This is a genomic window from Syntrophus sp. (in: bacteria) (genome assembly GCF_040768185.1).
Classification (GTDB): Bacteria; Desulfobacterota; Syntrophia; order Syntrophales; family Syntrophaceae; genus Syntrophus; species Syntrophus buswellii.
This window is the reverse complement of the sequence record NZ_JAXGNC010000009.1, coordinates 98639-123295: the sequence shown is the minus strand read 5'-3', so window position 1 is coordinate 123295 and position 24657 is coordinate 98639. Positions and strand designations below refer to the sequence as shown.

General features: G+C 57.4%; 18 protein-coding genes. 6 read left to right on the top strand and 12 right to left on the bottom strand.

The genetic code is table 11. The features are described from left to right. Both AB3175_RS10365 and AB3175_RS10360 read left to right on the top strand, forming a co-directional pair. On the top strand, window positions 1–1095 hold a 1095-nt coding region (locus tag AB3175_RS10365), incomplete at its 5' end, for a hypothetical protein (RefSeq protein WP_367360869.1). 292 nt (window positions 1096–1387) lie between these two features. Next, a complete protein-coding gene (locus AB3175_RS10360) occupies window positions 1388–3343 on the top strand; it encodes a PAS domain-containing protein (protein ID WP_367360868.1) in 1956 nt (651 codons plus the stop codon). On the opposite strand, the gene AB3175_RS10355 is transcribed toward AB3175_RS10360, so the two are convergent. Then, entirely contained in the window at window positions 3317–3571 is a 255-nt protein-coding gene (locus AB3175_RS10355; protein WP_367360867.1) for a hypothetical protein, read from the bottom strand. The two genes, AB3175_RS10360 and AB3175_RS10355, sit on opposite strands and share 27 nt — an antisense overlap. Before the next feature lie 42 nt (window positions 3572–3613). On the opposite strand from AB3175_RS10355, the gene AB3175_RS10350 reads away from it, so the two are divergent. Continuing rightward, entirely contained in the window at window positions 3614–4426 is an 813-nt protein-coding gene (locus AB3175_RS10350) for a response regulator (RefSeq protein ID WP_367360866.1), read from the top strand. Here the strand turns inward: AB3175_RS10350 and AB3175_RS10345 are convergent. Then, entirely contained in the window at window positions 4420–5613 is a 1194-nt protein-coding gene (locus tag AB3175_RS10345; RefSeq protein ID WP_367360865.1) for a hypothetical protein, read from the bottom strand. The genes AB3175_RS10350 and AB3175_RS10345 overlap by 7 nt on opposite strands. Before the next feature lie 366 nt (window positions 5614–5979). On the opposite strand from AB3175_RS10345, the gene AB3175_RS10340 reads away from it, so the two are divergent. Further along, window positions 5980–8736, top strand: coding sequence for a PAS domain S-box protein (locus AB3175_RS10340; RefSeq protein WP_367360864.1), 2757 nt, complete (start codon window positions 5980–5982; stop codon window positions 8734–8736). 133 nt (window positions 8737–8869) lie between these two features. Further along, window positions 8870–11446: a PAS domain S-box protein gene (locus AB3175_RS10335; protein ID WP_367360863.1), complete on the top strand. Its 2577-nt coding sequence runs from the start codon at window positions 8870–8872 to the stop codon at window positions 11444–11446. A gap of 18 nt (window positions 11447–11464) precedes the next feature. On the opposite strand, the gene AB3175_RS10330 is transcribed toward AB3175_RS10335, so the two are convergent. The 6 genes from AB3175_RS10330 to AB3175_RS10305 form a co-directional block, all read right to left on the bottom strand. Then, the gene (locus AB3175_RS10330) at window positions 11465–12832 is read right to left on the bottom strand and encodes a replication-associated recombination protein A (RefSeq protein WP_367360862.1); all 1368 of its coding nucleotides are present in this window, start codon (window positions 12830–12832) and stop codon (window positions 11465–11467) included. 61 nt (window positions 12833–12893) lie between these two features. Continuing rightward, window positions 12894–13160 (bottom strand): hypothetical protein, encoded by a 267-nt coding sequence (locus AB3175_RS10325; protein ID WP_367360861.1) that lies wholly within the window; start codon window positions 13158–13160, stop codon window positions 12894–12896. A gap of 163 nt (window positions 13161–13323) precedes the next feature. After that, a complete protein-coding gene (locus AB3175_RS10320; protein WP_367360860.1) occupies window positions 13324–14694 on the bottom strand; it encodes a TrpB-like pyridoxal phosphate-dependent enzyme in 1371 nt (456 codons plus the stop codon). A gap of 338 nt (window positions 14695–15032) precedes the next feature. Continuing rightward, the gene (locus AB3175_RS10315; protein WP_367360859.1) at window positions 15033–16238 is read right to left on the bottom strand and encodes a hypothetical protein; all 1206 of its coding nucleotides are present in this window, start codon (window positions 16236–16238) and stop codon (window positions 15033–15035) included. A gap of 355 nt (window positions 16239–16593) precedes the next feature. Then, window positions 16594–18336, bottom strand: a complete 1743-nt coding sequence (locus tag AB3175_RS10310) for an adenine deaminase C-terminal domain-containing protein (protein ID WP_367360858.1) — start codon at window positions 18334–18336, stop codon at window positions 16594–16596. Between the two features lie 232 nt (window positions 18337–18568). Continuing rightward, the gene (locus AB3175_RS10305) at window positions 18569–19411 is read right to left on the bottom strand and encodes a cyclopropane-fatty-acyl-phospholipid synthase family protein (RefSeq protein WP_367360857.1); all 843 of its coding nucleotides are present in this window, start codon (window positions 19409–19411) and stop codon (window positions 18569–18571) included. A gap of 146 nt (window positions 19412–19557) precedes the next feature. Between AB3175_RS10305 and AB3175_RS10300 the strand changes: the two genes are divergently transcribed. Next, on the top strand, window positions 19558–20310 hold the full coding sequence (locus AB3175_RS10300; protein ID WP_367360856.1) for a universal stress protein: 753 nt from the start codon (window positions 19558–19560) through the stop codon (window positions 20308–20310). An 8-nt stretch (window positions 20311–20318) separates the two neighbouring features. Here AB3175_RS10300 and surE read toward each other — a convergent pair whose 3' ends face one another. From surE to AB3175_RS10280, 4 genes are all read right to left on the bottom strand, one after another. Further along, a complete protein-coding gene (gene surE / locus AB3175_RS10295; RefSeq protein WP_367360855.1) occupies window positions 20319–21119 on the bottom strand; it encodes a 5'/3'-nucleotidase SurE in 801 nt (266 codons plus the stop codon). A gap of 90 nt (window positions 21120–21209) precedes the next feature. Further along, a complete protein-coding gene (dnaK, locus tag AB3175_RS10290; RefSeq protein ID WP_367360854.1) occupies window positions 21210–23126 on the bottom strand; it encodes a molecular chaperone DnaK in 1917 nt (638 codons plus the stop codon). A gap of 71 nt (window positions 23127–23197) precedes the next feature. Then, window positions 23198–23770 carry a nucleotide exchange factor GrpE gene (gene grpE / locus AB3175_RS10285; RefSeq protein ID WP_367360853.1) on the bottom strand — a complete coding sequence of 191 codons (573 nt, stop codon included), beginning with the start codon at window positions 23768–23770 and terminating at the stop codon, window positions 23198–23200. Between the two features lie 58 nt (window positions 23771–23828). Next, window positions 23829–24413: an SIS domain-containing protein gene (locus tag AB3175_RS10280; protein WP_367360852.1), complete on the bottom strand. Its 585-nt coding sequence runs from the start codon at window positions 24411–24413 to the stop codon at window positions 23829–23831. Window positions 24414–24657: the final 244 nt, after the last annotated feature.

Below are 24657 nucleotides of genomic sequence, written 5' to 3'. Positions count from 1 at the left end.
TCGGACCGGGTGAGGCAGTACGCCCGCGAGCGCAACGTCCAGAACCCCATCTTATTTACGGTCTCCGCGAAGCGGGAAATGGAGGGAGCATCGGACAGCGGTTTTGCGGAGTTTCGGGAATATCTGTGCAACACCGTGGAGAGCGGCGAGGTCTGGAGCATGAAACTGGAGGTGTCACGGGACACCGTCCGGAAAATCGCCGGCGACCTGCTTGCGAAACTTCGCACGGAGGAGGCCTCCATTGCGGAGGACAAGGCCTTCTACCAGGACCTCCTGGCCAGGGTGGACGGGCGCCGTGAGAAGGCGCTTTCGCTCAGGCGGCTGGTGGTGGACAGTCTGGGCGTTTCCTATGACCGTCTTGCCTCCGGACTTGAGGAGGATTTCCGGCAAGGCTTGGAGATCGGGACGATCCTGCGCCGCTCCATTCCCTTCCTTCGCGATAAGGATGTAAAAACATGGATCAACGAAACCCGCGAAACGTTCGAGCGAACGGCTGAAAAAGAGATTGAGGCCGAGTCCTCCCGCATTTCAAAGGACCTCTCCGATGAGATGAAAACCATGCTCGATGATCTGACCACGGCCATCGAGCACCGGCGGGAGGGGCAACAAAAGGCCGGATATCCCGCCGCCGCGGACCGCATGGAGATCCTCGAACGGCTTCGGCACCAGCTCCAGGACCTCCGCATCTCAGACATCGTCACCGAAAAAGGCGTTCAGGGCTCCGAACTCGGCAAACTCACGCTGACCGGCGGGGGGATTGCGGCCATTGGCGCTGTCATCGCCATGGCAACGCACCTCATCGCCTTTGACATAACCGGCGGTATCCTGACCGCTTTAGGGACCGGCCTGGTCGCCGCAACACTGCTCTGGAAGCGTTCGGCGCTCATGAATGAATTCTCGGAAAAGATGACGACATCACGAAATGAGTTCCGGGAGCGCCTGGATCGAGAGATCTCTTCCATGTTCGAGCGGCTTTTCCTTGAAATTCAATACGACCTCAAAGAGCCGTTGTCGCGCCTCGACGAAAAAACATCCCGGATTGGTTCCCTCATCGAGGAGGCGCGGCGCATCCGGGATGCTGCCGATCTGCTGTAAAACCGATGCGGAACGGCCCGCCGGGCCGACTCCACGCGATCCCACGGACTTCCAGGTATTCCGCAACGGCATTCCAAGATTCTCCTTTCCATCCCCATCCCGCCTTCAGCCGTCGACAGATCCGCATTAAAATCTCAAGCCCGGGCTGCCCGGAGGGATTCTTTTTCAACGGCGCACGTCAATCACAGGTACCCGCCGGATGCCCGGTTGACATGAATCGATAAACACGTTAATGTGTATTAAATAAATGTTAATACGTCACTATCCTTTCAGCCTAACACGCGGGAAGTCCATGAGCGAGCTTTCGGAAACGAGCCGTGATCTTCTTCAAGAAATCGCCGCCCTGCAGGAGAGGATCCGGGAGCTTGAACAATCCGCCGCCCTGCGAAAGAGGGAAGAGGACTCCTTGCGATTCTCTCTGCAGCAGTTGCGGCTCCTCATCGACACCGCGCCGGATTTGTTCTTTCTGAAAGACCTTCAATACCGTTACCTCCTCGTCAATGCCGCCAATGCCCGATTCTTCGGCCGCAGGGAGGAGGAGATCCTGGGCAGGACCGACTTCGAACTCATGCCCGGGGAGGTGGCCCGCGCCTGCCGGGAGAGTGATCAACGGGCTGTTCGCAGCCGGGCTCTCGTGGTCACCGCGGAGCCGGTAGGGGAAAGATTCTATGAAACCCATAAATTTCCCCTCTTTGTGGCTGGCGAGGTGGTCGGGGTCGCCGGCATCGTCCGCGACACCACCGATCATAAACGGACAGAAGAAGCGCTCCAGAACAGCGAGGAGCTCCGGAATACGATCCTGAACAATGTCGGCGCCTATATCTTTCTCAAAGACAGAGGGTCTCGCTATACCTATGTCAACAGCATGGTGGGCCGGCTCTTCGGCTCCAGCGAACAGGAAATCATCGGGAAAGACGACACCAGCTTTTTCTCAGCCGCCTCCGTCGAAGAAATCAGGAGAAGCGACCGCCGCGTCATCGAGCATGGAGAAACCGTTACCCGCGAAGAGGTTGATCTTGCTTCGGCGGATCAGGCGCCGCGGACATACTGGACGGTGAAGATCCCCCTCAGGGACGGCAGCGGAAGCATCTACGGCCTGTGCGGCATCTCCACGGACATTACGGCCCTCAAGCGGGCCGACGAGGCCATGAAGCTCAATGCCGAACGAACGGAGGCGCTGCTGCAGCTGAATTCAATGACAAGCGCCTCCATCCACGAAATAACGGATTTCGCCCTGGAAAAAGCCGTCGAACTGACGAGGAGCACCATCGGCTACCTGGCCTTTGTGAATGAGGACGAGAGCATCCTGACGATGCACTCCTGGTCCCGATCCGCCATGGCTCAATGTGCTACAGAACAGAAGCCCATCCACTATCCCGTGATCGCCACCGGCCTCTGGGGGGAAGCGGTTCGGCAGAGGAAACCGATCGTTAAAAACGATTACGCGTCGCCCAACCCCTGGAAAAAAGGCTGCCCCGCCGGTCACGTCGAGGTGATCCGGCACATGAACATTCCCGTGTTCGTTGAATCCCGCATCGTGCTGGTCGCCGGGGTAGGAAACAAAAGGGACGACTACCATGAAACGGATGTCCAGCAGCTCACCCTGCTCATGGAGGGTATGTGGCGGCTCATCGAGCGGAAAAAATCGGAAGAAGCGCTGAAATCCTCTGAAAGCCGCCTTGCCAGCATCATCGAGTTTCTTCCCGACGCCACCTTTGCGATCGACCTTGACGGGAAAGTCATATCCTGGAACAGGGCGCTCGAAGAGCTGACCGGCTTTTCCGCGGAAGAAATGGTCGGCCGGGGAAACTATGAATACGCCATCCCCCTCTACGGCGAGCGGCGCCCGATCTCCATCGACCTGCTCCTTTCGTGGGATGACGCAATTGCCGGGAAATATTCCTTCATCAAAAAGGATGGCGATACCGTCTATGTTGAAGCAGAGATGCCCTTCGTGCGCAGGCCGAGCCGGCTGATGCGGGGCAAGGCGAGTCTTCTTCGCAACGAAAGGGGAGACGTCACCGGGGCCATCGTCAGCATGCGCGACATCACCGACAAGAAACGCCTGGAATCTCAACTGATCCAGGCACAGAAGATGGAGGCGATCGGCACTCTGGCCGGCGGCGTCGCTCACGATTTCAACAACATCCTCATGGGGATCGAGGGATACGTTTCCCTGCTTCTTCAGGAGATCGATCCGCATCATCCCCATCACGAATATTTAAAGCACATCGATGAACAGGTTTAAAGCGCCTCCGGCCTTACCCGGCAGCTCCTGGGCTTCGCCCGGGGCGGCCGGTATGAGATACAGCCCGTCGACATCAACAAGCTCATCAAGAAGAGCTCTTCCCTGTTCGGCCGAACGAGGAAGGAGCTCACCATCACCAGAAAATTCGACAAGAACCTCTGGACCGTCGAGGTTGACCGCGGCCAGATCGAACAGGCCCTCCTGAATCTCTACGTCAACGCCTAGCATGCCATGCCGGCCGGGGGACAACTCCTCCTCGAAGCAAGGAACGTGACCATCGGCAAGGATGACATGATGCCTCACGCCATGCCTTTGGGTCATTACGTCATGATCCGTGTGGCCGACACGGGAATCGGCATGGACGAAGAGACAAGCAAACGGATCTTTGACCCCTTCTTCACCACGAAGAAGATGGGAAGGGGATCCGGATTGGGGCTGGCCATGGTTTACGGGATTGTCAAGGGACATGGCGGCTTCATTTTTGTTGACAGTGAACCGGGGCGCGGTGCGGCCTTCACCCTCTATCTCCCCGCATCGGATAAAAAAGTCCTCGAAGAGAAGCCGCCTGAATCGCATACCCTCAGAGGCAGCGAAGTGGTCCTTCTGGTCGATGATGAGCCCACCATCCTTGCCGTGAGCAAAGCCATGCTCGAATTTCTGGGATATACGGTCCATGAGGCGACAAGCGGGCAGGAGGCCATCGCCTTTTACCGGAAAAAGAAAAACGACATCGGCCTGGTCATTCTCGATATGATCATGCCTGAACTGTCAGGGGGAGAAACCTTCGACCGCATCCGGGAACTGAACCCTGAGGCAAAAGTCATGCTCAGCAGCGGCTACAGCCTCGATGGTCAGGCGCAGTCGATCATGGACCGGGGGTGCGGCGGATTTATCCAGAAGCCGTTCAACATCGAAGGCCTCTCCAGGAAGATCCGGGAGGTCCTGGACGCGCCCTGCCGGAGCCGCGTCACAGACGCGGCTCCGGCTGCGCCGAGGGACCAGGAAGCGCAGAAGGCCGCCGATGGGGAGAGCGAGAACTTCCCGGTTGAGGACATCCCCCCGCCCAGGGACCGGTCTCAGTAAAACAGGTCCTGGGGAGGCATATTGTGTAGCCTGCGGATGTGGGAAAAAAGGGTGTCGGGGAGATAACGGCCCCAGAGATGAATGGGAATGGAATCCACCTCGATTCGAGGGCTGAACCCCACGGCAAAGAGATACTCCACCAGGAATTCGATGTTGAGGGGGATATTCCCCTTGTAATCCTTATTGTCCCGCTGGGTGATGATCCGCTTTTCGTGGATGGAATTTCCCAGTTCCGATTCAACCAGGTCGGGGAAGGTGGTCAAGATGACTTCGATCTTGATGGAATCTTCGGCATTCCCGAGCAGGTTTGCCAGACCGCGCCTCAGGTAAGCCTCCGAAAGCCCGCGGTTTCCGACGTGCTCCCACCAGCGTTTCTTTTCGTAGCGCCTGCAGACCTCTTCCCGATTCCAGGGAATCTCCACGATTAGATTGACGGCGTTGTAAAGGCCCTGAAGGGATTCCCTTTCAACGATCCGGCAATTCCGGCGCTTCGAAAGAGACTCCTCGATCATCAGCAGCTCTTCCGGCGTCCCGACCATCTTGATGCCGCCGACATCATGGATGGTGAGGAACTCCGGGTCGAAGGAAATTTCTCCGGAGATGAACTTTCGAGAGATGATCTCTTCAGCCCGGGCGAATTCCTCCACCATTTCCTCTTCAGGAGTCAGCAGCAGGCTGAGGGGAACCCCCATCCGGCTGGCCCGCTCCCCCGCCAGTTTCTCGGCTTCGGACTGCACGATGCTGAAAAGCCATGACGCGATTCTGCGATTGGCCTTCTCCGCCACGCGGCGGGGGCGCTTGATGCGACAGGCGGCAAGAAGCTCTCCCGCGTCGCCTAAATACATGACGCCGTTTATGGGGGCATCCCGGTAGAAAAAATCCGGATTCCGCTGATATGTCGAAAGCAGCTCACGGACACGCGGGGAGAGGTCCCCCTGGAAGCTGAGGAGGGCGTTTCGGAGCTGCCCCTTGAAAGAAATGGGATGTCCCGTGCAGGCTGCAGGCTGCGGATGAAGCTCGTGAACGAGAAAGCGGGTAAGGTCCTGCAGCGTCTCGCCCAGGATGAACCCGTCGGCAATGAGGATTTCCGTGAGGCGCCGGGCATCGCTGGGTTCCAGCTTTTCCCGGAACCACCGTTCGGCAATCTGAAACAGCTCTCCCCGATGTACAAACCCGCTTAGAAACATGGTTCCCTCCGCCTCCAGCCGTGATTGGACCTGTCGTCCTGCGCGATCGCCGAACAGAAGAATCTGAGCCTGATCTGGACCTCTCGCGTTTGAAAGGATATTGTAATGATCTGAACCATAATTAAAATGCTTCCCTCCTGTCAAGACAATCTCAGAAAGACCACCCCTGAACCTTCTCATGGGAATTCCGCATCGAGTTCAACATAACAGGAAAACGGGAATGTTTCTTGCCTCTCATGATAATAAAATCTGTCAATCTTCTGACAAAAGTGATAAAATTTTTTGTCTTTTATTTCCTTATATAATGGACCTTTTTTCTTTTCACGGTCATCCTTTTGAGATCCGATACGGGAGAAAACCGATCTGATGGGACACATGGACGCAATAAACAGGGGACATCAGGAACTCCTCGATGAAATTTCCTCGCTGAAGCAACATATTCAAGAGCTGGAGCTGTACAAGGCAGAGCATCAGCACATGGATGACTCTCTCAGGGAAATCGAAGCGAAATATCGCTTCATCATGGGAAATACCGCGGACATCATCCGCATCCTGGACTTGAATCAGCGTTGCGTCTATCTGAGCCCCTCCGTGTTTCGAATCCGTGGGTTCACCGTCGAAGAGGCTTCAGAAAGAACCATCGATCAGGACCTTACCCCGGAATCCCTGCAGCAGGTCCTTTCTGCTTTCGAGGAAGAGATGACGCTGGAAGCAACCGGGACCGCCGATCCGGACAGGACCAGAACGCTGGAACTAGAAACCTTCCGGAAGGATGGCTCCCTGATCTGGATGGAAGCCAATTTTTCCTTTATCCGGGACACGCAAGGTAAGCTCACCGGAATTCTCGTCATATCCCGGGATATCAGCGAGCGGAAGAAGGCGGAACGGGCCTTGAGAAAATCGGAGCAGGCTCTCCGGACGATCCTTGACAACACCTACGACGCCATTTTCATTCATGACCTCGAAGGGCGGATCCTGGAAGGCAACCAGAGAATGCTTGATCTCTATGAGATCACGAAAGAACAGGCGATCCGCTCCACCATCATCGACGATTTTTCCTGCGAGGGCAGCTCCCTGGCGGAGCAGAAGGAACGATGGGACCGGGTCATGAAGGGGGAAACGGTCACCTTTGAATGGAAGGCAAAGCGGCCGAACGACGGCTCCCTGTTCGATGTCGATGTCGCCCTCAAACGGATCGATCTTGGCAGCCGTCCCGTCGTACTGGCCAATGTCCGGGACATCACCCGGCGCAAAGCGACGGAGACGGCGCTCCGGGAAAGCGAAGAGAAGTTCCGCGCCGTTGTGGAAAACAGCCGGGACACGATCATGCGTTTTGATCGCCGCCATCGCCTCCTGTATGTCAATCCCAACGTGAAGGAACAGACCGGAATTCCCCCCGGGAACTTCATCGGAAAAACCCTTGAAGAAGCGGGAGCCCCCGAAGAGCTTTGCTCCCTGATGGAGCAGGCAACGGAGCATGCCTTTCTCTCCGGGGAGATCGGCCGCACGGAGTTCCAACTTCCCGACGGAACGTGGCTGGACTCGATGCTCATTCCCGAACGGGACGCCTCCGGAAAGGTCAAGGCCGTCATCTCTTCATCTCACGATATCACGGCCCACAAGCAGAATGAAGCCCTCTGGAGGGTCCTGTTCCAGGCGGCTCCCCTCGCCATCGGCGTCATCGATGAGGACAGAATCCTGACCAGGGTCAACGATCATTGCGTCCAGACCTTCGGGTACCGGCCTGAAGAAATGGTCGGCCGCAGGACGGATTTCCTCTATTTCAGCGGCGACGAATACCGGGCCGTTGGAGAGGCCCTTTATTCATCATCGTACTACGCGACAAAGGAGGTGAGGATGAAGCGGAAGGACGGGGGGAGCATCTGGGTCCTGCTGAGCCGGTCGTATCTCAACGGCAGGGACGCGTCCGAAGGATCCATGGTCATTGTCCAGGATATCACGACACGCAAAGCCCTTGAAGAGCAACTGCGCCAGGCTCAGAAAATGGAGGCCATCGGCCAACTCGCCGGCGGTGTCGCCCACGACTTCAACAACATCCTCCAGGCCATCCTGGGCTACACCAACATGGTGCTCTTCTCCATGGGACACAACGACAGGAACTACGGGAAATTGAAGGAGGTGGAAAAGGCCGGTGAGAGAGCGGCGGCTCTGACCCGCCAGCTTCTCGCCTTCAGCAGGCGGCAGGTGCTCCAGCTCGGCCCCCTGGACCTGAACCAGGCCGTCGACCATCTGATGAAAATGCTCCGTCGCCTGATCGGCGAAAACATCGAGCTGAGTATCCATCCCGGCCATGCTCTATGGAAGGTGAACGCCGACCGGAGCCAGATCGAACAGGTGCTCATCAATCTCTGCGTCAACGCACGGGATGCCATGCCTGATGGAGGCCGCCTGTCCATTGAAACTCAAAACGTCTGGCTCGATGAAGACTATTGCATCCACCATGATTGGGCGAAGCCGGGCCGGTACGTCCTCTTGAGCATTACGGATTCAGGCTGCGGCATGGACGGGGAAACGCAGAAAAAGATCTTCGAGCCCTTTTTTACGACCAAGGAAAAGTCGCATGGCACAGGTCTCGGCTTGGCCACCGTTTACGGCGTCGTACGGCAGCACGACGGCATGATCCAGGTCTACAGCGAAACGGGGAAAGGCTCCCGTTTCAATGTCTACCTACCGGTCACCGAAAGCACCGACGAAGAAATCCTCGAGGAAAGACAGGTCCCCTCCCCGGGCGGCCATGAGACCATTCTCATGGCGGAAGACGACGAACCGCTTCGTTTTCTGACGACCGAGATGCTCAAGATGGCCGGATATCGAGTCCTGGCCGCCGTCGACGGCGAGGACGCACTGCGAATCTACCAGGAGCACGGCCGGGAGGTCGACCTGCTGCTGCTGGATGTCGTGATGCCCCGCAAGGGCGGACGTACCGTCTATGACGAAATCCGCGCCATCAACCCCGAAATCCGCTGCCTTTTCATGAGCGGATACAGCGAAGACGCCGTGCACACGAACTTTATTCTCGACCATGGACTCAAGCTCATCCAGAAACCCTTCAAGAGCCTGGATTTGATGAGGATGCTCCGCCAGGAACTGGACCGCAGCTGACGGGACGGCATCAAAGAGCGTCCTGCGATTTCACCTTTAACGATCCGCATTGAGCGAAGATCCTTCGTTGAGTGCGGATTTCCCCGGAAATCCAGATTCAATCGTCCCTATCGCAACCACGAGAGAGGCAGAGATGACTGAAACGCAAAAACAGAGTCGCATTGACAGAATAAGGGACATGGTCCGGGAAGCCCTGGAGGATGAGGGTTCCTCTCCCCTGTTTTCAACCAAAGGAGAGGATGAAATCGATAGTCTCGCCGTTTCGATTCATCAGCTGATCGAGCGTGTAAAGCTCAGGAAGGCCGATGAACCACTCTGGGATTCCTACAAGACGCTTGACGAAATCATTGACGCCCTTCCAGACGCCATCTTTGCGATTGATCGCAGCGGGAAGGTCATCGCGTGGAACAGGTCCATGGAGCAGTTGACCCAGGTTTCCAAAGGGGAGATGATCGGCAGGGAAAGGTATGAATACGCCATTCCCTTTTACGGCAGGGCCAGACCGCTTCTGATCGATCTCGCCCTCCTGCCGGATGATGATTATGAGAAAGATCACTATAACTATGTCTTCAGGAAGGGCGGTGCCATCCTGTACGCCGAGGCCTACGTGCCAAGCGCCTATGGCGGAAAGGGTGCCTATCTGTCGGGAACCGCATCAAAATTACGCGACTCTTCCGGAAAGATCATCGGCGCCATCGAATCCCTTCGCGACATTACCGAACGCAAGCGCACGGAAGAAGCTCTTCGTAACAGCGAGAACCTTCTGCGGAACATTCTTGACGGCTCACCGATCCCTCAATTTGTAATCGGAAGGGATCACAGGGTCGTGATGTGGAATAAGGCCCTTGAGAAATACAGCGGGGTCAGGGCCGAGGAGATGGTGGGCACGGATGGCCAGTCCGTCCCCTTCTACGGAAAGAAACGACCCACGATGGCCGATCTGCTCATAGACGGGGCTGTGGAGAAAATCCCGCTGCTCTATGAAGGGAAGTACGCGAAATCGGTGCTCGTGGATGGCGCTTACGAGGGGACGGACTTTTTCCCCGAGATCGGGGATGGAGGGAAGTGGCTCTATTTTACGGCGTCAACCATAAAGGATTCCAAGGGAAACATTCTCGGCGCCGTGGAGACTCTGGAGGACGTCACGGAACACAAGCGGGCCGAGGAGATGCTCAAGGAAAGGGAAGAGTTCCTGTCATCGATCATCGAGAACATTCCCAACATGATTTTTATCAAGGATTCCCGTGAATTGAAATTCATCCGGTTTAACAGGGCCGGCGAACATCTTCTTGGATACAGGAGGGAGGAACTGATCGGCAAGAGCGATTACGACTTCTTCCCAAGGGAGCAGGCGGACTTTTTTCTTAAAAAGGACCGGGAGGTGCTGGAGAGCGGGCAGCTGTACGACATCCCCGAGGAGCTCGTTGAATCGAAGTCGGGGACACGAATCCTGCACACCAAAAAGATTCCTATCCCCGACAGAAATGGGAAACCCGCCTACCTCCTCGGCATATCGGAAGACATCACCGAACGCAAACGGGCGGAAGAAGAGCAGGATAAGCTGCGGGCACAGTTCGCCCAGGCCCAGAAGATGGAATCCATCGGCAGGCTGGCCGGTGGCGTCGCCCACGACTTCAACAACATGTTGGGGGTCATCATCGGGTACACGGATCTGGCCTTCAGCAGGGTGGATCCGGCTCACCCTGTCGCTGCCAGCCTGCAGCAGATCCGAAAGGCTGCCGAACGCTCCGCCAACCTGACCCGGCAGCTTCTGGCCTTTGCGCGCAAGCAGACGATCGTCCCGAAGGTGCTGGATTTGAACGAAACCCTTGAAAGCATGCTGAAATTTCTGCGGCGCCTCATCGGCGAAGACATCGATCTCATCTGGCAGCCGGGCAATGGCCTGTGGCCGGTTAATATGGATCCCTCCCAGATCGACCAGATATTGGCCAATCTGTGCGTCAACGCCCGGGATGCCATTGCCGGCATCGGCAACATCACCATTGAAACGGAAAACGTCACCCTCGGCGAATCCTGTCGAGCCCGCCATCCGGATTGCGTCCCCGGCGACTATGTGCTGCTGGCCGTGAGTGACGACGGTTTCGGCATGAGCGGGGAGATCCTGGAGAACCTCTTCGAACCGTTCTTCACCACCAAGGAGTCGGGAAAGGGCACGGGCCTGGGGCTTGCCACAGTCTACGGCATCGTGAAACAGAACAATGGGTTTATCGATGTAGACAGCCAGGAGGGTAATGGCTCCAACTTCAAGATCTACCTGCCCCGGTACAAAGGCAGGCTCGAAGGGTTACAGGAAGAGGGTCCCGAGGCGCCGCCCCGGGGTCATGAGACCATTCTGGTGGTTGAGGACGAGGAGGTGATCCTGAAGATGAACATCATGATGCTCCAGGAACTGGGTTATACCGCGCTGGCTTCCTCCTGTCCGGATGATGCCCTCCGTATCGCCGGTGAGCATCCCGGCGAGATCCACCTGCTCCTGACCGACGTGGTCATGCCCAGGATGAACGGACTGGAGCTTTCCAGGAGCCTTCTTTCCCTGCACCCGAAGGTAAAATGCCTGTTCATGTCAGGCTATCCGGCCGATGTGATTGCCCAGCACGGCGTGTTGGACAAATCCCTGAATTTCATTCAGAAACCCTTTTCGCTGCGTTCCCTGGCCGTCACATTACGGGGGGTCCTGGAGAAAAAATAGCAGGCAGAGGGGTTTTTCTTATGTTTCGGGGGAACCCGGCCCGTTTTTCCGGGCCTTCTCCAGGAGCTTTCTCCATTTTTCCAGGCGGTCCCGAATCGTCCGCTCATAACCGCGGTCTGTGGGGCGGTAGAACGGCGGCGTTTTTCCGGAAAGGGCTTCCGGCAGATAATCCTGGGGAACGAAGGCGTCTTCATAGTCATGGGCATAGCGGTAATCCCGTCCGTACCCGAGATCCTTCATGAGTCGCGTCGGGGCATTGCGGATGTGGAGAGGAACGGGAAGCGTTCCGGTGGAAGCGATCGTCTCCTTCACCCGTCTGTATCCGGCATACAGGGCATTGCTCTTGGGCGCCGTCGCCAGGTAGACGGCGGCCTGAGCCAGGGCCAGCTCGCCTTCGGGCAAGCCGATGAACGAAAAGGCCTGCATGGCGGCGACGGCAATGTTTAACGCCATGGGATCGGCATTGCCCACATCCTCCGACGCAAACCGCACCATCCGCCGGGCGAGATAGCGAGGGTCCTCTCCGGCGGAAAGCATCCGTCCCATCCAGTAGAGGGCGGCATCGGGATCACTACCCCGGAGGCTCTTGTGGAAGGCGGAGATCAGATTGTAATGTTCCTCCCCCGACTTGTCGTACTGAAGGGATTTTCGCTGCAGGGCCTCCTCCACCTGAAGGCGGGAAATCCGCCCCGGTTTCCCCTCCCCCACAGCCAGAAGGGAAGCGACGGCCTCCAGGCTGTTGAGGGCGGTCCGGGCATCCCCGTCGGCGGTGCGGACAAGGTGCTCCAGGGCATCCGGATCTAGGGTCAGTTCGAGGGCTCCCAGCCCCCGTTGGCGGTCGTTCAATGCGCGGGAAATGATCCGGGCCAGGTCCTCCTCGGAATAGGCCTTGAGCACCAGAACCCGGCAGCGGGACAAAAGGGGGGCAATGACCTCGAAGGAGGGGTTTTCCGTCGTTGCCCCGATAAGCGTGATCAGGCCGCTCTCCACATGGGGAAGGAAGGCATCCTGCTGGGCCTTGTTGAACCGGTGGATCTCGTCGACAAAAAGGATCGTTTTCTGCCTGGAATCCCGCCACAGGGCTTCTGCTTCCTCCACAACCTTCCGAAGTTCCTTGACCCCGGAAAGCACGGCGGAAAAGGAAGTGAACCAGGCCCTGGTTTCCCCGGCCAGTATCCGCGCCAGGGTGGTCTTCCCGGAACCCGGAGGCCCCCAGAAGATGACGGAAAAGAGCCGGTCTTCCTCGATCGCCCGACGCAGCAGACTCCCCTCCTTCAGGAGATGGCCCTGCCCGGAAAACTCCTCCAGAGTCTGCGGCCTCATCCGATCCGCGAGAGGCCGGCGATCCCGGTCCGCCGCCTGTTCGTTTGATTTCAAGTGATCCATGGCCGTTCCACGTTCTGCAAGACCTCTGCGGCGCTGATGCGCCTTTGGTCCCGACAGTCCCCTAATCCTTCGTTTTGCCGCGTTTTTTGGCCGCCTCGATCAGTTCGATGAGAGAAGACACCTTGTTTTTCGGTTCCTGACGGCAGAACCGTTCCCAGGTTTCCGCGGTCATCTGTTTCCGCAGGCACGCCTCCGCCGGGATGCGGGATTCCCAGCACGAAAGGACGCGGATGCAGGGAAGATCTCCGGACTCGCGACGGCAATAGGAAAAAGGGACTTCATGCCCCAGACGGGGACATCGTATGGTCAGGTCGTCAAAAGATTCCATGAGAGCACCGAGAAGGATCTCCGGAGGGAAACCCCGTTCCTGCCGCACCCCCCTCTGATGACAGGGGAGTCACAGGGCCTTTCGATCCGGAGAGGAATGAGGGGGATACGGCGGGGAAAGGGGCTGAACCCCTCCCCGTTTCCCGCCGCAGGATCCGCCAAAATCAGAAGCTCCGGGGTTTGGGCATGTTCTCCACCGCCTGCAGGACGCGCTGGATTTCTTCATCCGGCAGTTCATAGGGCACCAGGTTGCCTGACAGATAGGCGTCGTACGCGGTGAGATCGATCAAGCCGTGTCCGCTCCAATTGAAGAGAATGACCTTTTCCCTGCCCTCCTCCTTCGCCCTCCGGGCTTCTTCCACGACGGCGGCAAGGACATGGCAGGTTTCCGGCGCGGGGACGAACCCTTCCGAACGCGCCCACTTGATTCCGGCATCAAAGGTGTCGAGCTGGTGGAAGGACCGGGCCCCGATGAGCCCCAGATTGAGCAGGTGGCTTACAATGGGCGCCATCCCATGATAGCGCAGCCCCCCGGCATGGATCGGCGCCGGGACGTAATCATGCCCCAGGGTGTGCATCGGCAGCAGGGGCGTCATTTTTGCCAGATCTCCGAAATCATAGGCAAAGGGGCCCCGGGTCAGGGTCGGGCAGGAGGAGGGCTCCGCCCCGATGATCTCCACCTGCTTTCCCTCGATCTTATCCTTGACGAAGGGCAGCGACAGGCCCGCGAAGTTGCTTCCGCCGCCGCAGCAGCCCATGACCACGTCGGGATAAATCCCGATTTTCTCCATCTGCTTGTGAGCCTCCAGGCCGATGATGGTCTGATAGAGGAGGACGTGATTCAGGACGCTCCCCAGGGCATAACGGGTGTTCTTCGAGGTTACGGCGTCTTCGATCGCTTCGCTGATGGCAATCCCCAGGCTGCCCGGGGTATCGGGATATTCGGCCCGGATCTTCCTCCCGATCTGAGTCACCTCACTGGGGCTGGACAGGCATTCCGCCCCCCAGGTATTCATGAGCATCCGCCGGTAGGGCTTCTGCTCAAAGCTGACCCGGACCATGTATACACGGCATTCCAGATCGAACATGGCGGCCGCCATGCTCAGGGCGCTGCCCCATTGTCCGGCCCCCGTCTCCGTTGTCAGTCTCTTGATGCCGAACTGCCTGTTGTAGTAAGCCATGGGAACGGCGGCATTGGGCTTGTGGGATCCGGCAGGGCTGACCCCTTCGTTTTTGTAATAGATCTTCACCGGCGCATCGAGGAGTTTCTCAAAACTCCTGGCCCGGTACAGGGGCGAAGGCCGCCAGATCAGGTACTTCTCCAAAACTTCTTCAGGGATGTCAATCCATCGCTGCGTACTGACTTCCTGTTCGATGATGTTCATGGGGAAAATCGGGGCCAGATCATCGGGACCGACAGGCTGCTGCGTAGCCGGGTGAAGTGGTGGGCTGAGGGGTTTCGGGAGGTCCGCCTGGATGTTATACCATTGCCTGGGGATCTCGCTGTCTTCCAAGACAATCTTACGTGGTTCCATATCTTTTTCTCCTTTTTTAACTGATTGATCGTATTTCCGGCGCCTCTTTCTCCAGTGGCGGAAATGATTAAAAAAGCCATGGGGTTTCCCATGGCTTTCCGGTTTGCGTCAAAGGCATGGGAAGGATTTTTCCACCCACACCTGAAAGGAATGTTATCTGATCATTGTGGGCAGGGACTATTCAAAGGCCACCACCAGCCCACCGGTTGATTCGCAGGAGATGTCATCATTCCGATAACCTGTCACCATCCGACTTTAGCTGAAATTTTCCAATCCCGCTACCATAGGCGGCCGGATAAAGTCAAGCCCTTATTTGAAACCAGACTCGCCCATCGCCCCTACCTGTCCAGGTTGGCCAGGATCCCCTTGTCCCGGCGGTACCACAGATTCGGCATGATGTGGTACAGGAACCGGGAAACCGGCCCGATGTATTCCTTGACCCGCCGGTCGAGCTGGCAGGACTGGATGAGCAGCTCCTTCATCTTCGCTTTGTTCCCCCCTTCATTGAAAATCTGGTAAGCGCATTGAAAGAGCGGGCTGTACATATTCTTCTTTTCCAGGAAGCGGTGAACATTCTTGATGGTGTTGGGGCCTTCCGGCGTCCCGTCGATGCGCGCCAGAACCTTCAGATTGGTCTCGATGGGGTTGCCGTTGTAGAGTTCATAGAAATATTTGCCGTAGCGATAGTTCTTGCTGGCGTAGGAGGAAAGGGTCACATACATGTCCCCCACCCCGGCCTGGCTGTAGAAGGCCTGAAAGTCGCCTCCAAGAAGCTTCGACAGGGACCGGATTTCGACTCCGGAGCGGGCGAAAATGGTGCCGGGGAACGAATCGCCCAGATTCAGGGAATCGGCAACCCCTTTGATATTGGCCACAATGTTCTTCAGGGATCCGCAGGCCTCCACACCCACGATGTCGAAATTGTAGTAGGAATTCAGCTCCCGGCGATTGAACTGGAACAGCTCCTCCCGGACAAAGCGGCATATCCGGCCCTTTCCGGCAATCGTCACGCATACGGGACGCCCCAGGGCGATGTCCACGTCGAAGAAAGGCCCCCCGATACAGACCACCTGATATTTGTGCTTCAATCGGTGAAGATGGTTGTTGATCAGCTGGGAAGGCGTAATGAGTTCCTTGGTCAACTCATCGGATGTCAGCCCCTTGATCGGCGAAATGAGGCAGGTATCCCCCGCTTTCTTTTCCAGCAGGGGCTCCAGGTAGCTCAGCAGTTCGGGAAGACGGTTCGTGGTGACCGACAGCATGATGACATCGTGATCCTCCACGATCCTTTCCAGATCGTTGGTGGCAACGACATGGGGTGACAGCCTCGGCACCTTCTCCATGCCTCCCACCAGCCGGGCAAGATCCTCGGTCAGATGCTTGGGGTTGAGATGGTCTCGATTGATGGCCCGGCAAACGTCTGCGTCGTGATAATAGATGTCAACCTTTTTGTTGTCCCGGCCGAACTTGTATGCGAAGGATGTCCCCAGACGCCCGGGTCCGATAATGGCAATCCGACTTGCATCCAGATTAAAATTCAGCATGACGTTGTTTTCCCACCTGTTGCCGGCTCCGCCTGTTTCATCGTCATCTCACAGCGCATTCCTTCCGGCGGAACTCCGGAGTGCCTGCACCCGCCTGCAGCCTTCCCGGCGGATTCCTCTCCAGGGTTCAACATTCCCGCCTCGATTCCGGGGTTTCCTATACGTAAATTTCCGCCTTATTGCAACAGGGATGTGAACCCTGCCGGGAAAGAACGGCGGAACGGGGAAGCATCGCTTCTCCGGTAGCGGGCCGCATTCATGGGGAACCCCCGCGGCGGAGAAACAACGGTATCGTACCAGATGGAACGACCGGGCCTTCCGGCGGAGTCGGCCCGCCGGAAGGCGAAAACGGGGATCACTCGCTGAGCGGCAGGATTTTTCGATCCCGCATGCGGACATATCCCTCATGGGTAATCCGCAGATGGGGGATGGAGGCCGTTGTCAGGGTATCGAGCGTCAAGACGGGTTTTTCCCACCTCGCACCCGCATTCTGCAGGGCTTCATCCAGATTTCTCATCTGCGCGGCCAGGGTTTTCAGGGGCGCAAGGGAAACGACCCCGCACAGGGGAAGGGGACATTCGGCCACCACTGTTTCGCCGATGGCGAACACGGCCCCTCCGCCGATTTCCCTCAGCCGTTCGATGACGGTCCGGATCGAGGCCATATCGGCGCCGGCGCAGAGCATGTCCACCGTATCCCAGGATGTCGTGGTGCCGCAGGCCCCCATCTTCAATCCGAACCCTTTAAGAAATCCCGTAAAGGATTTTCCGCCACCCGTCCGGTTCAGGGCCGCGGCATAGAGAACATCGGCCGCATCTTCCGGATTGTCAAAATCGATGATCTTTTCTCGGGTGACCAGGCGGTTCACCAGCTCCATGGCTCGGCATCGGCCTGCTTTCCGCGGTTCCTCCAGCTGATAGCCTGCTATTCTGACGGAGGAGAAGAGGGCTTCAGGAAATTCGACATGCCTCGGCTCGACGAGGGTCTTCCCTTCCGAAAAAACCGTCTTTCCCGCGATTAGAATCCTTCGGGGTTCATACTCCGCCGGAGAGGGGATCACGACGACATCCGCCGCCTTTCCCGGAGACAGGGAACCGAGCTGATGGTCCAGGCGGAAATGCTCCGCCACGTTGATCGTCACCATCTGGTAGGCCTGAGCGGGCGGGATGCCCAGCTTCAGAGCCGAGCGCAGGGAGCCCTCCAGGTAGCCCTGCTCCAGGAGTTCCTGGGGATCGACGGAATCCGTGCAGAGGGCCATCCGCCGGAAATCCAGGTTTTCCCGGAAGAGAGGGGCTATTTCCGGCAGCTCCTTCCGGATGGAGCCCTGGCGGACCATGACCCAGCACCCCAGCCTCAGCCGGTCCATGGCTTCTGCGGCCGTGATGGGTTCGTGATCGGAGGAGAAGCCGAATCCGGTATAGGCCTGGAGGCTCTTGGCAGGCGCCCCGGCCGTATGGCCTTCCGCACGCTTTCCCAGGAGGATCGCCATCCGGGCCAGTTCCTGCACCCGGCTTCCCTGCGTTCCTTCAAGAAACAGGTTGCTCCAGTAGATTTCCCCGACCCCCATGCATTCCGGATCCTCCAGGTAGGGGAGATACGCTGCGTTATCCGGTGCGGTACGTTCCAGGGCGGGCGTCAGGGCGCACAGTGGCGGGAGGGTGTAATAAAAGCGGATCGGCTGGTCCTTCAGCGCCCGGACGAGGGGCTCGATCCCCAGAATGCCGAAGAAGGATGCAAATTCGATCAGCTCCGTAATGATCGTCGTCGTTCCGCCGGGAAGTACATGGCGGATGAATTCCTCGAGGCCGGAACGCATCAGGATGTGGGTGTGGCCGTCAATCAGTCCGGGAAGGAGGGTCATTCCTTCGGCATCGATCACCTCGGTCCGGTCATCCCGGACACAGTCCGAATCAGGCCCCGCGTAGGCGATTCTTCCCCCGGCAATCCACAGGGACTGCCCCGGAAGGAACTCGCCGGTAAAGGCATTGAAAAGCGTTCCATTCTGAATAAGGGTTTCCGCCGGCTCCTTCTGCCGGGCCACATCTGCCAGGCACCTGGAGCGCGCCGTATCTTCCTCGAAATTGATCCGGTTTTTCATCGTCTCCCCTCCTTTGGTTCCAGTCACAACCGTTTTCAAGATGGATCAGAGATCACCGACTCGAAACGTCGCCTTTCCCTGCCGCAGGCCCGTCTTCCTTCCGTGAGGACGGGAAAAAACACGGTACAAGACGTTCTGAACATTCTGATTCTTAAATGATATGAATGTAGGAGGCCTGGATTTTTTTGTCAACGATAAATCCGGCCCATCTAGACGGACTCCTGTTCCGTGATCACGGCCGCTTTCCTGCAACGACGGCAAATTCTCTGCTGTGCGCTGAAAAAGGCGTCCCCGCCACATCGGAATAATACCCTTCGACGGCAAACCCGCACGCCGCAAGCTCCCTTTCCAGGTCCTCGGGGCTGAAATACTGCAGCCAGTTGTAGATCGTCCGCGTACCGCCGGCCTCGATGATCGTGTACTTATCGAGAACCACCTTTTCCTTTTCATACTTGAACGTATTGAGAAAGCCGTAATAACTGCCGGGAGACCAGAAGCCGTTGAGGAGACCGGGTCCATACTCCGTCTTCTCTTCCCGTTCGTCGAAGGCCACCGGGGAATACACATCGAGGAGCACGGAACCGGAGAGTTCGAGAAGCCCATGGAACCGGGACAGGATCGTTTTTCTCTGTGCGGGGCTCAATGCACAGAAATCGCACATGATCATCACGATGAGATCAAAGCGATCGTCCGTTTCAAAATCCAGGTAGTTCATGTTTACGTAATGAATGGCCAGCCCTTCCCAGGTGGCCGCTTCCCGGGCATAGCGAATGGATCTCTGCGAGAAGTCGATGCCGGTCACGGCGGCCTGCCTTCGAGCCAGCCTCACGGCATACAATCCGGGGCCGCAGCCGAAGTCAGCTATCTTCTTTCCGGCCCCGATGTCGAAATGGGAGGCAATCCAATCTGCGGACCGGTCGATGAAGGCATGGTTGCGGGATGCGACATCCATTTCCCGGTCCAGGTGAAACTTGAGCATCTGCTCAGAGGTGTGTTCATCCGTCCACAGATCGGCGGCCGTATAAAACTGGAATGGATCCGGCCGTGTATTGATTTCCTCAAGGCGTTCAAACATCGAGATTTCGTCCCACATCCTGGATGACATTTTTTTCAGCGTATGGCCCTCCCGAACAGCGGGAAAAGGCGTTGAAGGATCCGGCCTCTTCTGGTAAATGGAACCAAGGAAGACCGAAAAACGATGAAAAAGGAGAGCGGAAAGTCATGAGCCGTACCGCCGTCCAATCCATTCTGGTTCCTCTGAGCGGGCTGACGCTCAGTTCAAGGGCTGTCGCCTACGGGGTTTATGCCGCCAAAAGATTGAATGTTCCCCTGGTCGGATTGTACGCGGGCAAAGCCCTGGAAGATTCTCCCACCGAGGAGATCCTCGTCCGCAGCTTTCAGAAGGACTGCAATCTTTCCGGAATTTCACCAAGCCTGAAGAAAATTCCCGACCTTTCCGCAGACTCGATCTATGCGGCTACGGGCAACGGGGAGGGCAGCCTCCTGCTCGTGCACCGGAAGGGCCTGGACAACGGCCAAAATGACGCCGTTTCCTTTTCTGAACTCGCGACACGCCCCACCCCGGCCTCTCTGATGGTCATCCCCCCCCAGTTTCTGGAAATTGAAAGCATGGGGCTGGTCTATGACGGCAGCGGGGAATCGGACCGCGCCCTGGACCTGGCCGTCGCCCTCTCCCGCAGCGCCGTGTGGCCCCTGACGATTCTCCTCATTTCGGAAGACCAGAGCCGGATTGCCGACCTGAGCAGAACGCTGGAGGATTATTTCGAACAGAACGACCAGGATACTCCCATCGACTGGGTGACCGTCGCCCTGCTGGGGCCGGTGGACGAAACGGCTCTGCAGTTTGTCCGGGAAGGATCCATCGAATTGCTGGTCCTGGCCCTGACGGGAGTGGATCAGCCGGGCCGCCGCCTTTTCCAGGAGAGCCCGATACCCGTCATTGCCGCCCGCTGAAGAACCCTCTAGTCAGAGCATTCACATTTCGTTGACGTAAAGAGGGTGCTTTCCTGCCCCAGGAGCTCCTTCAAGCCGCCGATGGCATCATGGCGCGTCATATCGTTATGGATCGGGGTAATGGAAATCATCCCCCGGCTCAGGGCGCTTCCGTCGGAATCGGGCTCCTCCTGCTCCGAAAGCTGCGTTTCACCCGCCAGCCAGTAATAAAGCCGTTCACGGGGATCGACCCGCTTGTCGAAACATTCGATGAGGCGCGCCTTTCCCTGCCGCGTTACCGCGATCCCCTTGATCTCGCTTCTCGGCAGGGGCGGCACATTGATGTTCAGGGCGACGCTTTTTCCGGCGAAATATTTGATCATGAAGCGGGACATCATCCGGGCAAAGTCGGCGGCAACGGTATAATCGGCATTGCGCAGCGTGCCCAGCGAGACGGCCATGGAGGGAACCCCCAGGATCGCCCCCTCCGTCGCCGCGGAAACCGTTCCGGAATAGATGACATTGATTCCGACGTTGGAGCCGATGTTGATCCCCGAAACGACGAGATCCACGGGCTTTTCCGAAAGCTCCTTGATCCCGATCTTGACGCAGTCCGCCGGCGTCCCGGAGACGGCGTATCCCAGAAAGCTTCCGTCCTTGTTCGTGCGCCTTATCATGAGGGGGCGATTGAGCGTGATGGCATGCCCGACAGCGCTCTGCTCCACTTCCGGCGCCACGATCAGGCAGTCGGCCTCCTTCGACAGTTCCCGGTACAGGGCGCTCAACCCCCTGGCATAGATCCCGTCGTCATTGGTCAGCAGGTACCTCATTGCTCTCCTCCCTTCTTCCGCACAAACAAAGATGCCCGGACATCAGGCCTCCTGACATCCAGGCATCCGCCGGGTTTTATCAACCCCGGTTTATTTTACCTCTTCGAAATCGGCGTCCACGACGTCATCGTCCTTTCTGCCCGCCTCCTGGGCTCCGGCACCGGGACCCGCCCCGGGCTGAGGGCCTCCACCGGGCTGCTGGGCGGTTTTTGCGTACATCGCCTCGGCCAGCTTGTGGGACGCCGTCGTCAACTCTTCCTGGGCGGACCTGATGGCCTCGAGGTCATCGCCTTCCACGGCTTTCCGGACCTTCGCAATCGCCTCTTCAATGCGGGCCTTTTCCGCGGCATCCACCTTGTCGCCGAACTCCTTGATGTTTTTCTCGACACCATAGGCCATGGCATCCGCCGAGTTTCTCGCTTCCACGAGATCCTTCTTTTTGCGGTCCTCTTCCCCATGGGCCTCGGCTTCCCGGACGAGCTTCTCGATCTCGGACTCGGAAAGGCCGCTTGACGCCGTTATCTTGATGCTCTGTTCCTTCCCAGTTCCCAGATCCTTCGCGGAGACATGGACGATTCCGTTGGCGTCAATGTCGAACGTCACCTCGATCTGCGGAATTCCGCGGGGCGCGGATGGGATCCCGACGAGATCGAACCGACCCAGGGTCCGGTTATCCGACGCCATGGAGCGTTCTCCCTGAAGGACATGAATGCTCACAGCAGGCTGATTGTCCGCCGCGGTGGAAAAAATCTGGCTCTTCCGGGTCGGGATGGTCGTGTTCTTATCGATGAGCCTGGTCATGACGCCGCCGAGAGTTTCAATGCCCAGAGACAGAGGCGTCACATCGAGGAGCAGGACATCCTTGACTTCACCGGCCAGAACGCCGCCCTGAATGGCGGCACCGACGGCCACGACTTCATCGGGATTGACCCCCCTGTTGGGCTCCTTGCCGAAAATTTCCTTTACCTTCTGCTGAACCCTCGGCATCCGGGTCATGCCTCCGACAAGGATGACTTCATCGATATCCTTCGCCGCCAGACCGGCATCCTTCAGCGCCGTCCGGCAGGGTCCCTCAAGCCGGTCGATCAGCTCTTCCACGAGCGCCTCCATTCTGGCCCGCGTCAGCTTGATGTTCATATGCTTGGGCCCTGAGGCGTCGGCGGTGACGAAGGGCAGATTGATGTCCGTTTCCATGGCCGAGGACAGTTCCATTTTCGCCTTCTCCGCCGCTTCCTTGAGGCGCTGCAGGGCCATCTTGTCGCTGCGGAGGTCGATTCCCTGGTCTTTCTTGAATTCATTGACCAGATAATCAATGATCCGCTGATCGAAATCCTCCCCGCCCAGATGGGTGTCTCCGTTGGTGGATTTGACCTCGAAGACCCCTTCGCCCAACTCGAGAATGGAGATGTCGAAGGTGCCTCCACCCAGGTCGAAGACGGCGATCTTTTCGTCTTTTTTCTTGTCCAGTCCGTATGCCAGGGCCGCCGCCGTCGGCTCGTTGATGATCCGGAGAACATTCAAGCCGGCGATTTTTCCAGCGTCCTTCGTGGCCTGACGCTGGGAGTCATTAAAATACGCCGGAACGGTAATGACGGCGTCCGTGATCTTTTCCCCCAGATAATCCTCTGCGGTCTGCTTCATTTTGACCAGGATCATCGATGAGATCTCAGCGGGGCTGTAGGCCCTTCCCCTCACCTCAACCTGCGCATCTCCATTGGACGCCTCGGTGATATTGAAGGGGCTGATGCTCTTGTCATATTGAACTTCCTTGGAACTATATTTCCGGCCGATGAGCCTTTTAATCGCGTAAACGGTGTTTTCCGAATTGGTCACAGCCTGCCGCTTGGCAACCTGCCCGACCAGCCGTTCGCCGCTTTCCGAAAAGGCCACGACGGACGGCGTCGTTCGATTGCCTTCCTGGTTGGCGATGACGACAGGGTCTCCCCCTTCCATGACGGAAACGCACGAGTTGGTCGTTCCCAAATCGATTCCGATAATTCTTCCCATAGAAATTTCATCCTCCTTAATGTCTGATGGTGTTGCTGTATTCCAATGTCATAGATTCCATGTATGTCTATCTACTTCCTGCGTCTGCAGACGGAAACCTTCGCCGGTCTCAGCAGCCTTCCCTGATAGAGGTACCCCTTCTGGTATTCATCGACCACTTGTCTGTCTTCATGCGAATCGCTTTCAACCTCCAGCATGGCCTCATGGACGTTGGGGTCGAAATCCAATCCGCAGGCCGCGACCGGTTCAACACCATACTTTTCCAGACAACCGAGGAACTGATTCCGTACGAGGGCCAGCCCCTCCTGAAAAGCTTCCATATTGTCGGAGCCGCATGCCGCCTCCATCGCCCGGTCCAGGCTGTCCAGAATCGGAAGGAAATCCCGCAGCAGATTTTCATGCCCGTATTTTACGAGATCGGCCCTTTCCCTGGCCGCCCTCTTTTTATAATTCTCAAGATCGGCCAGCGCGCGGAGATAATTATTGTAGTGCTCCGCAACTTCCTTTTCCTTCAACTCCAGCTGGGTCTTCAGGAATTCAGCGTCCTGGCCGGCATTGTCCTGGCCCGTCAACTCGTCATACAGCCCCTCCTCGATGGATTCCGGAGCGAGGTCTTCCTGATCTTTTTTCTCCTTCTCTGTCATGCCGCAACGTATTTCCTTTCTGAATAGTTCCCGGATTGTTTCCTGCCGGTCCGGATCCTCATTTAAGTTCAGGCCTCTGAAAAAGCTTGAAATCGATCATTTCGCAGATGACATGACCGATGGCAATATGCACTTCCTGGATCCTGGGCGTGCTGTTTGAGGGGACATTGAGAAAGTAATCCACCTTCCTGGCGATGTCTCCGCCATCGTGTCCCGTCAGCCCCACGGTAATCAGGCCCATCTTCCCGGCCACTTCAAGGCCCTTCAAAACATTGGGCGATTTTCCACTCGTACTGATTCCCCAGGCGATATCGCCTGCCTGCCCGATCGCTCGTATCTGCTTGCTGAAGATTTCCGAAAAATCATAGTCGTTGCCGATGCTCGTTATGACCGACGTGTCTGTCGTCAGGGCGATGGCCGGCAGAGGGGGTCTTTCGATGATAAAGCGATTGACGAACTCCGCCGCGAGATGCTGAGCATCGGCGGCGCTGCCGCCGTTTCCGAAAATCAGGATCTTGTTTCCGGACTTCAGGGCGCCGGTTACGGCTTCGATGACATTCACCAGCCGGCCCAGGTTTTCGTTCAGAAAAATGTCTTTGAGCTGAGCGCTTTCCTTAAATATTTTGATGATATGGTCTTCCATGGAACCCGTACGGCCCGATCCTTTCCGTTATCTGTCTCAGCAAATCCGGAGCTAATATATTTATCGACCCCAGGCATGTCAAGGGCACGGGGCCGGATAAATTCCAATCTGAAGTCTCACGGACAAGGGGACGAATCGCGGAAGGCGGCGGAGACCGGAAAGGGATTCAGGCGCCGGAAAGCGCAGGGGTGATGCCGGGGCGTTCACGGTTGAACGATTGGGATTCGCTTCGACACCGCACCCC

Excerpts from the sequence above, each read along its gene's own strand:
- AB3175_RS10360 (WP_367360868.1), top strand. The coding sequence starts at position 1,388 with ATGAGCGAGCTTTCGGAAACGAGCCGTGATCTTCTTCAAGAAATCGCC.
- AB3175_RS10355 (WP_367360867.1), bottom strand. The coding sequence starts at position 3,571 with ATGCTAGGCGTTGACGTAGAGATTCAGGAGGGCCTGTTCGATCTGGCC.
- AB3175_RS10345 (WP_367360865.1), bottom strand. The coding sequence starts at position 5,613 with ATGTTTCTAAGCGGGTTTGTACATCGGGGAGAGCTGTTTCAGATTGCC.
- AB3175_RS10340 (WP_367360864.1), top strand. The coding sequence starts at position 5,980 with ATGGGACACATGGACGCAATAAACAGGGGACATCAGGAACTCCTCGAT.
- AB3175_RS10335 (WP_367360863.1), top strand. The coding sequence starts at position 8,870 with ATGACTGAAACGCAAAAACAGAGTCGCATTGACAGAATAAGGGACATG.
- AB3175_RS10330 (WP_367360862.1), bottom strand. The coding sequence starts at position 12,832 with ATGGATCACTTGAAATCAAACGAACAGGCGGCGGACCGGGATCGCCGG.
- AB3175_RS10325 (WP_367360861.1), bottom strand. The coding sequence starts at position 13,160 with ATGGAATCTTTTGACGACCTGACCATACGATGTCCCCGTCTGGGGCAT.
- AB3175_RS10320 (WP_367360860.1), bottom strand. The coding sequence starts at position 14,694 with ATGGAACCACGTAAGATTGTCTTGGAAGACAGCGAGATCCCCAGGCAA.
- AB3175_RS10315 (WP_367360859.1), bottom strand. The coding sequence starts at position 16,238 with ATGCTGAATTTTAATCTGGATGCAAGTCGGATTGCCATTATCGGACCC.
- AB3175_RS10310 (WP_367360858.1), bottom strand. The coding sequence starts at position 18,336 with ATGAAAAACCGGATCAATTTCGAGGAAGATACGGCGCGCTCCAGGTGC.
- AB3175_RS10305 (WP_367360857.1), bottom strand. The coding sequence starts at position 19,411 with ATGTTTGAACGCCTTGAGGAAATCAATACACGGCCGGATCCATTCCAG.
- AB3175_RS10300 (WP_367360856.1), top strand. The coding sequence starts at position 19,558 with ATGAGCCGTACCGCCGTCCAATCCATTCTGGTTCCTCTGAGCGGGCTG.
- surE (WP_367360855.1), bottom strand. The coding sequence starts at position 21,119 with ATGAGGTACCTGCTGACCAATGACGACGGGATCTATGCCAGGGGGTTG.
- dnaK (WP_367360854.1), bottom strand. The coding sequence starts at position 23,126 with ATGGGAAGAATTATCGGAATCGATTTGGGAACGACCAACTCGTGCGTT.
- grpE (WP_367360853.1), bottom strand. The coding sequence starts at position 23,770 with ATGACAGAGAAGGAGAAAAAAGATCAGGAAGACCTCGCTCCGGAATCC.
- AB3175_RS10280 (WP_367360852.1), bottom strand. The coding sequence starts at position 24,413 with ATGGAAGACCATATCATCAAAATATTTAAGGAAAGCGCTCAGCTCAAA.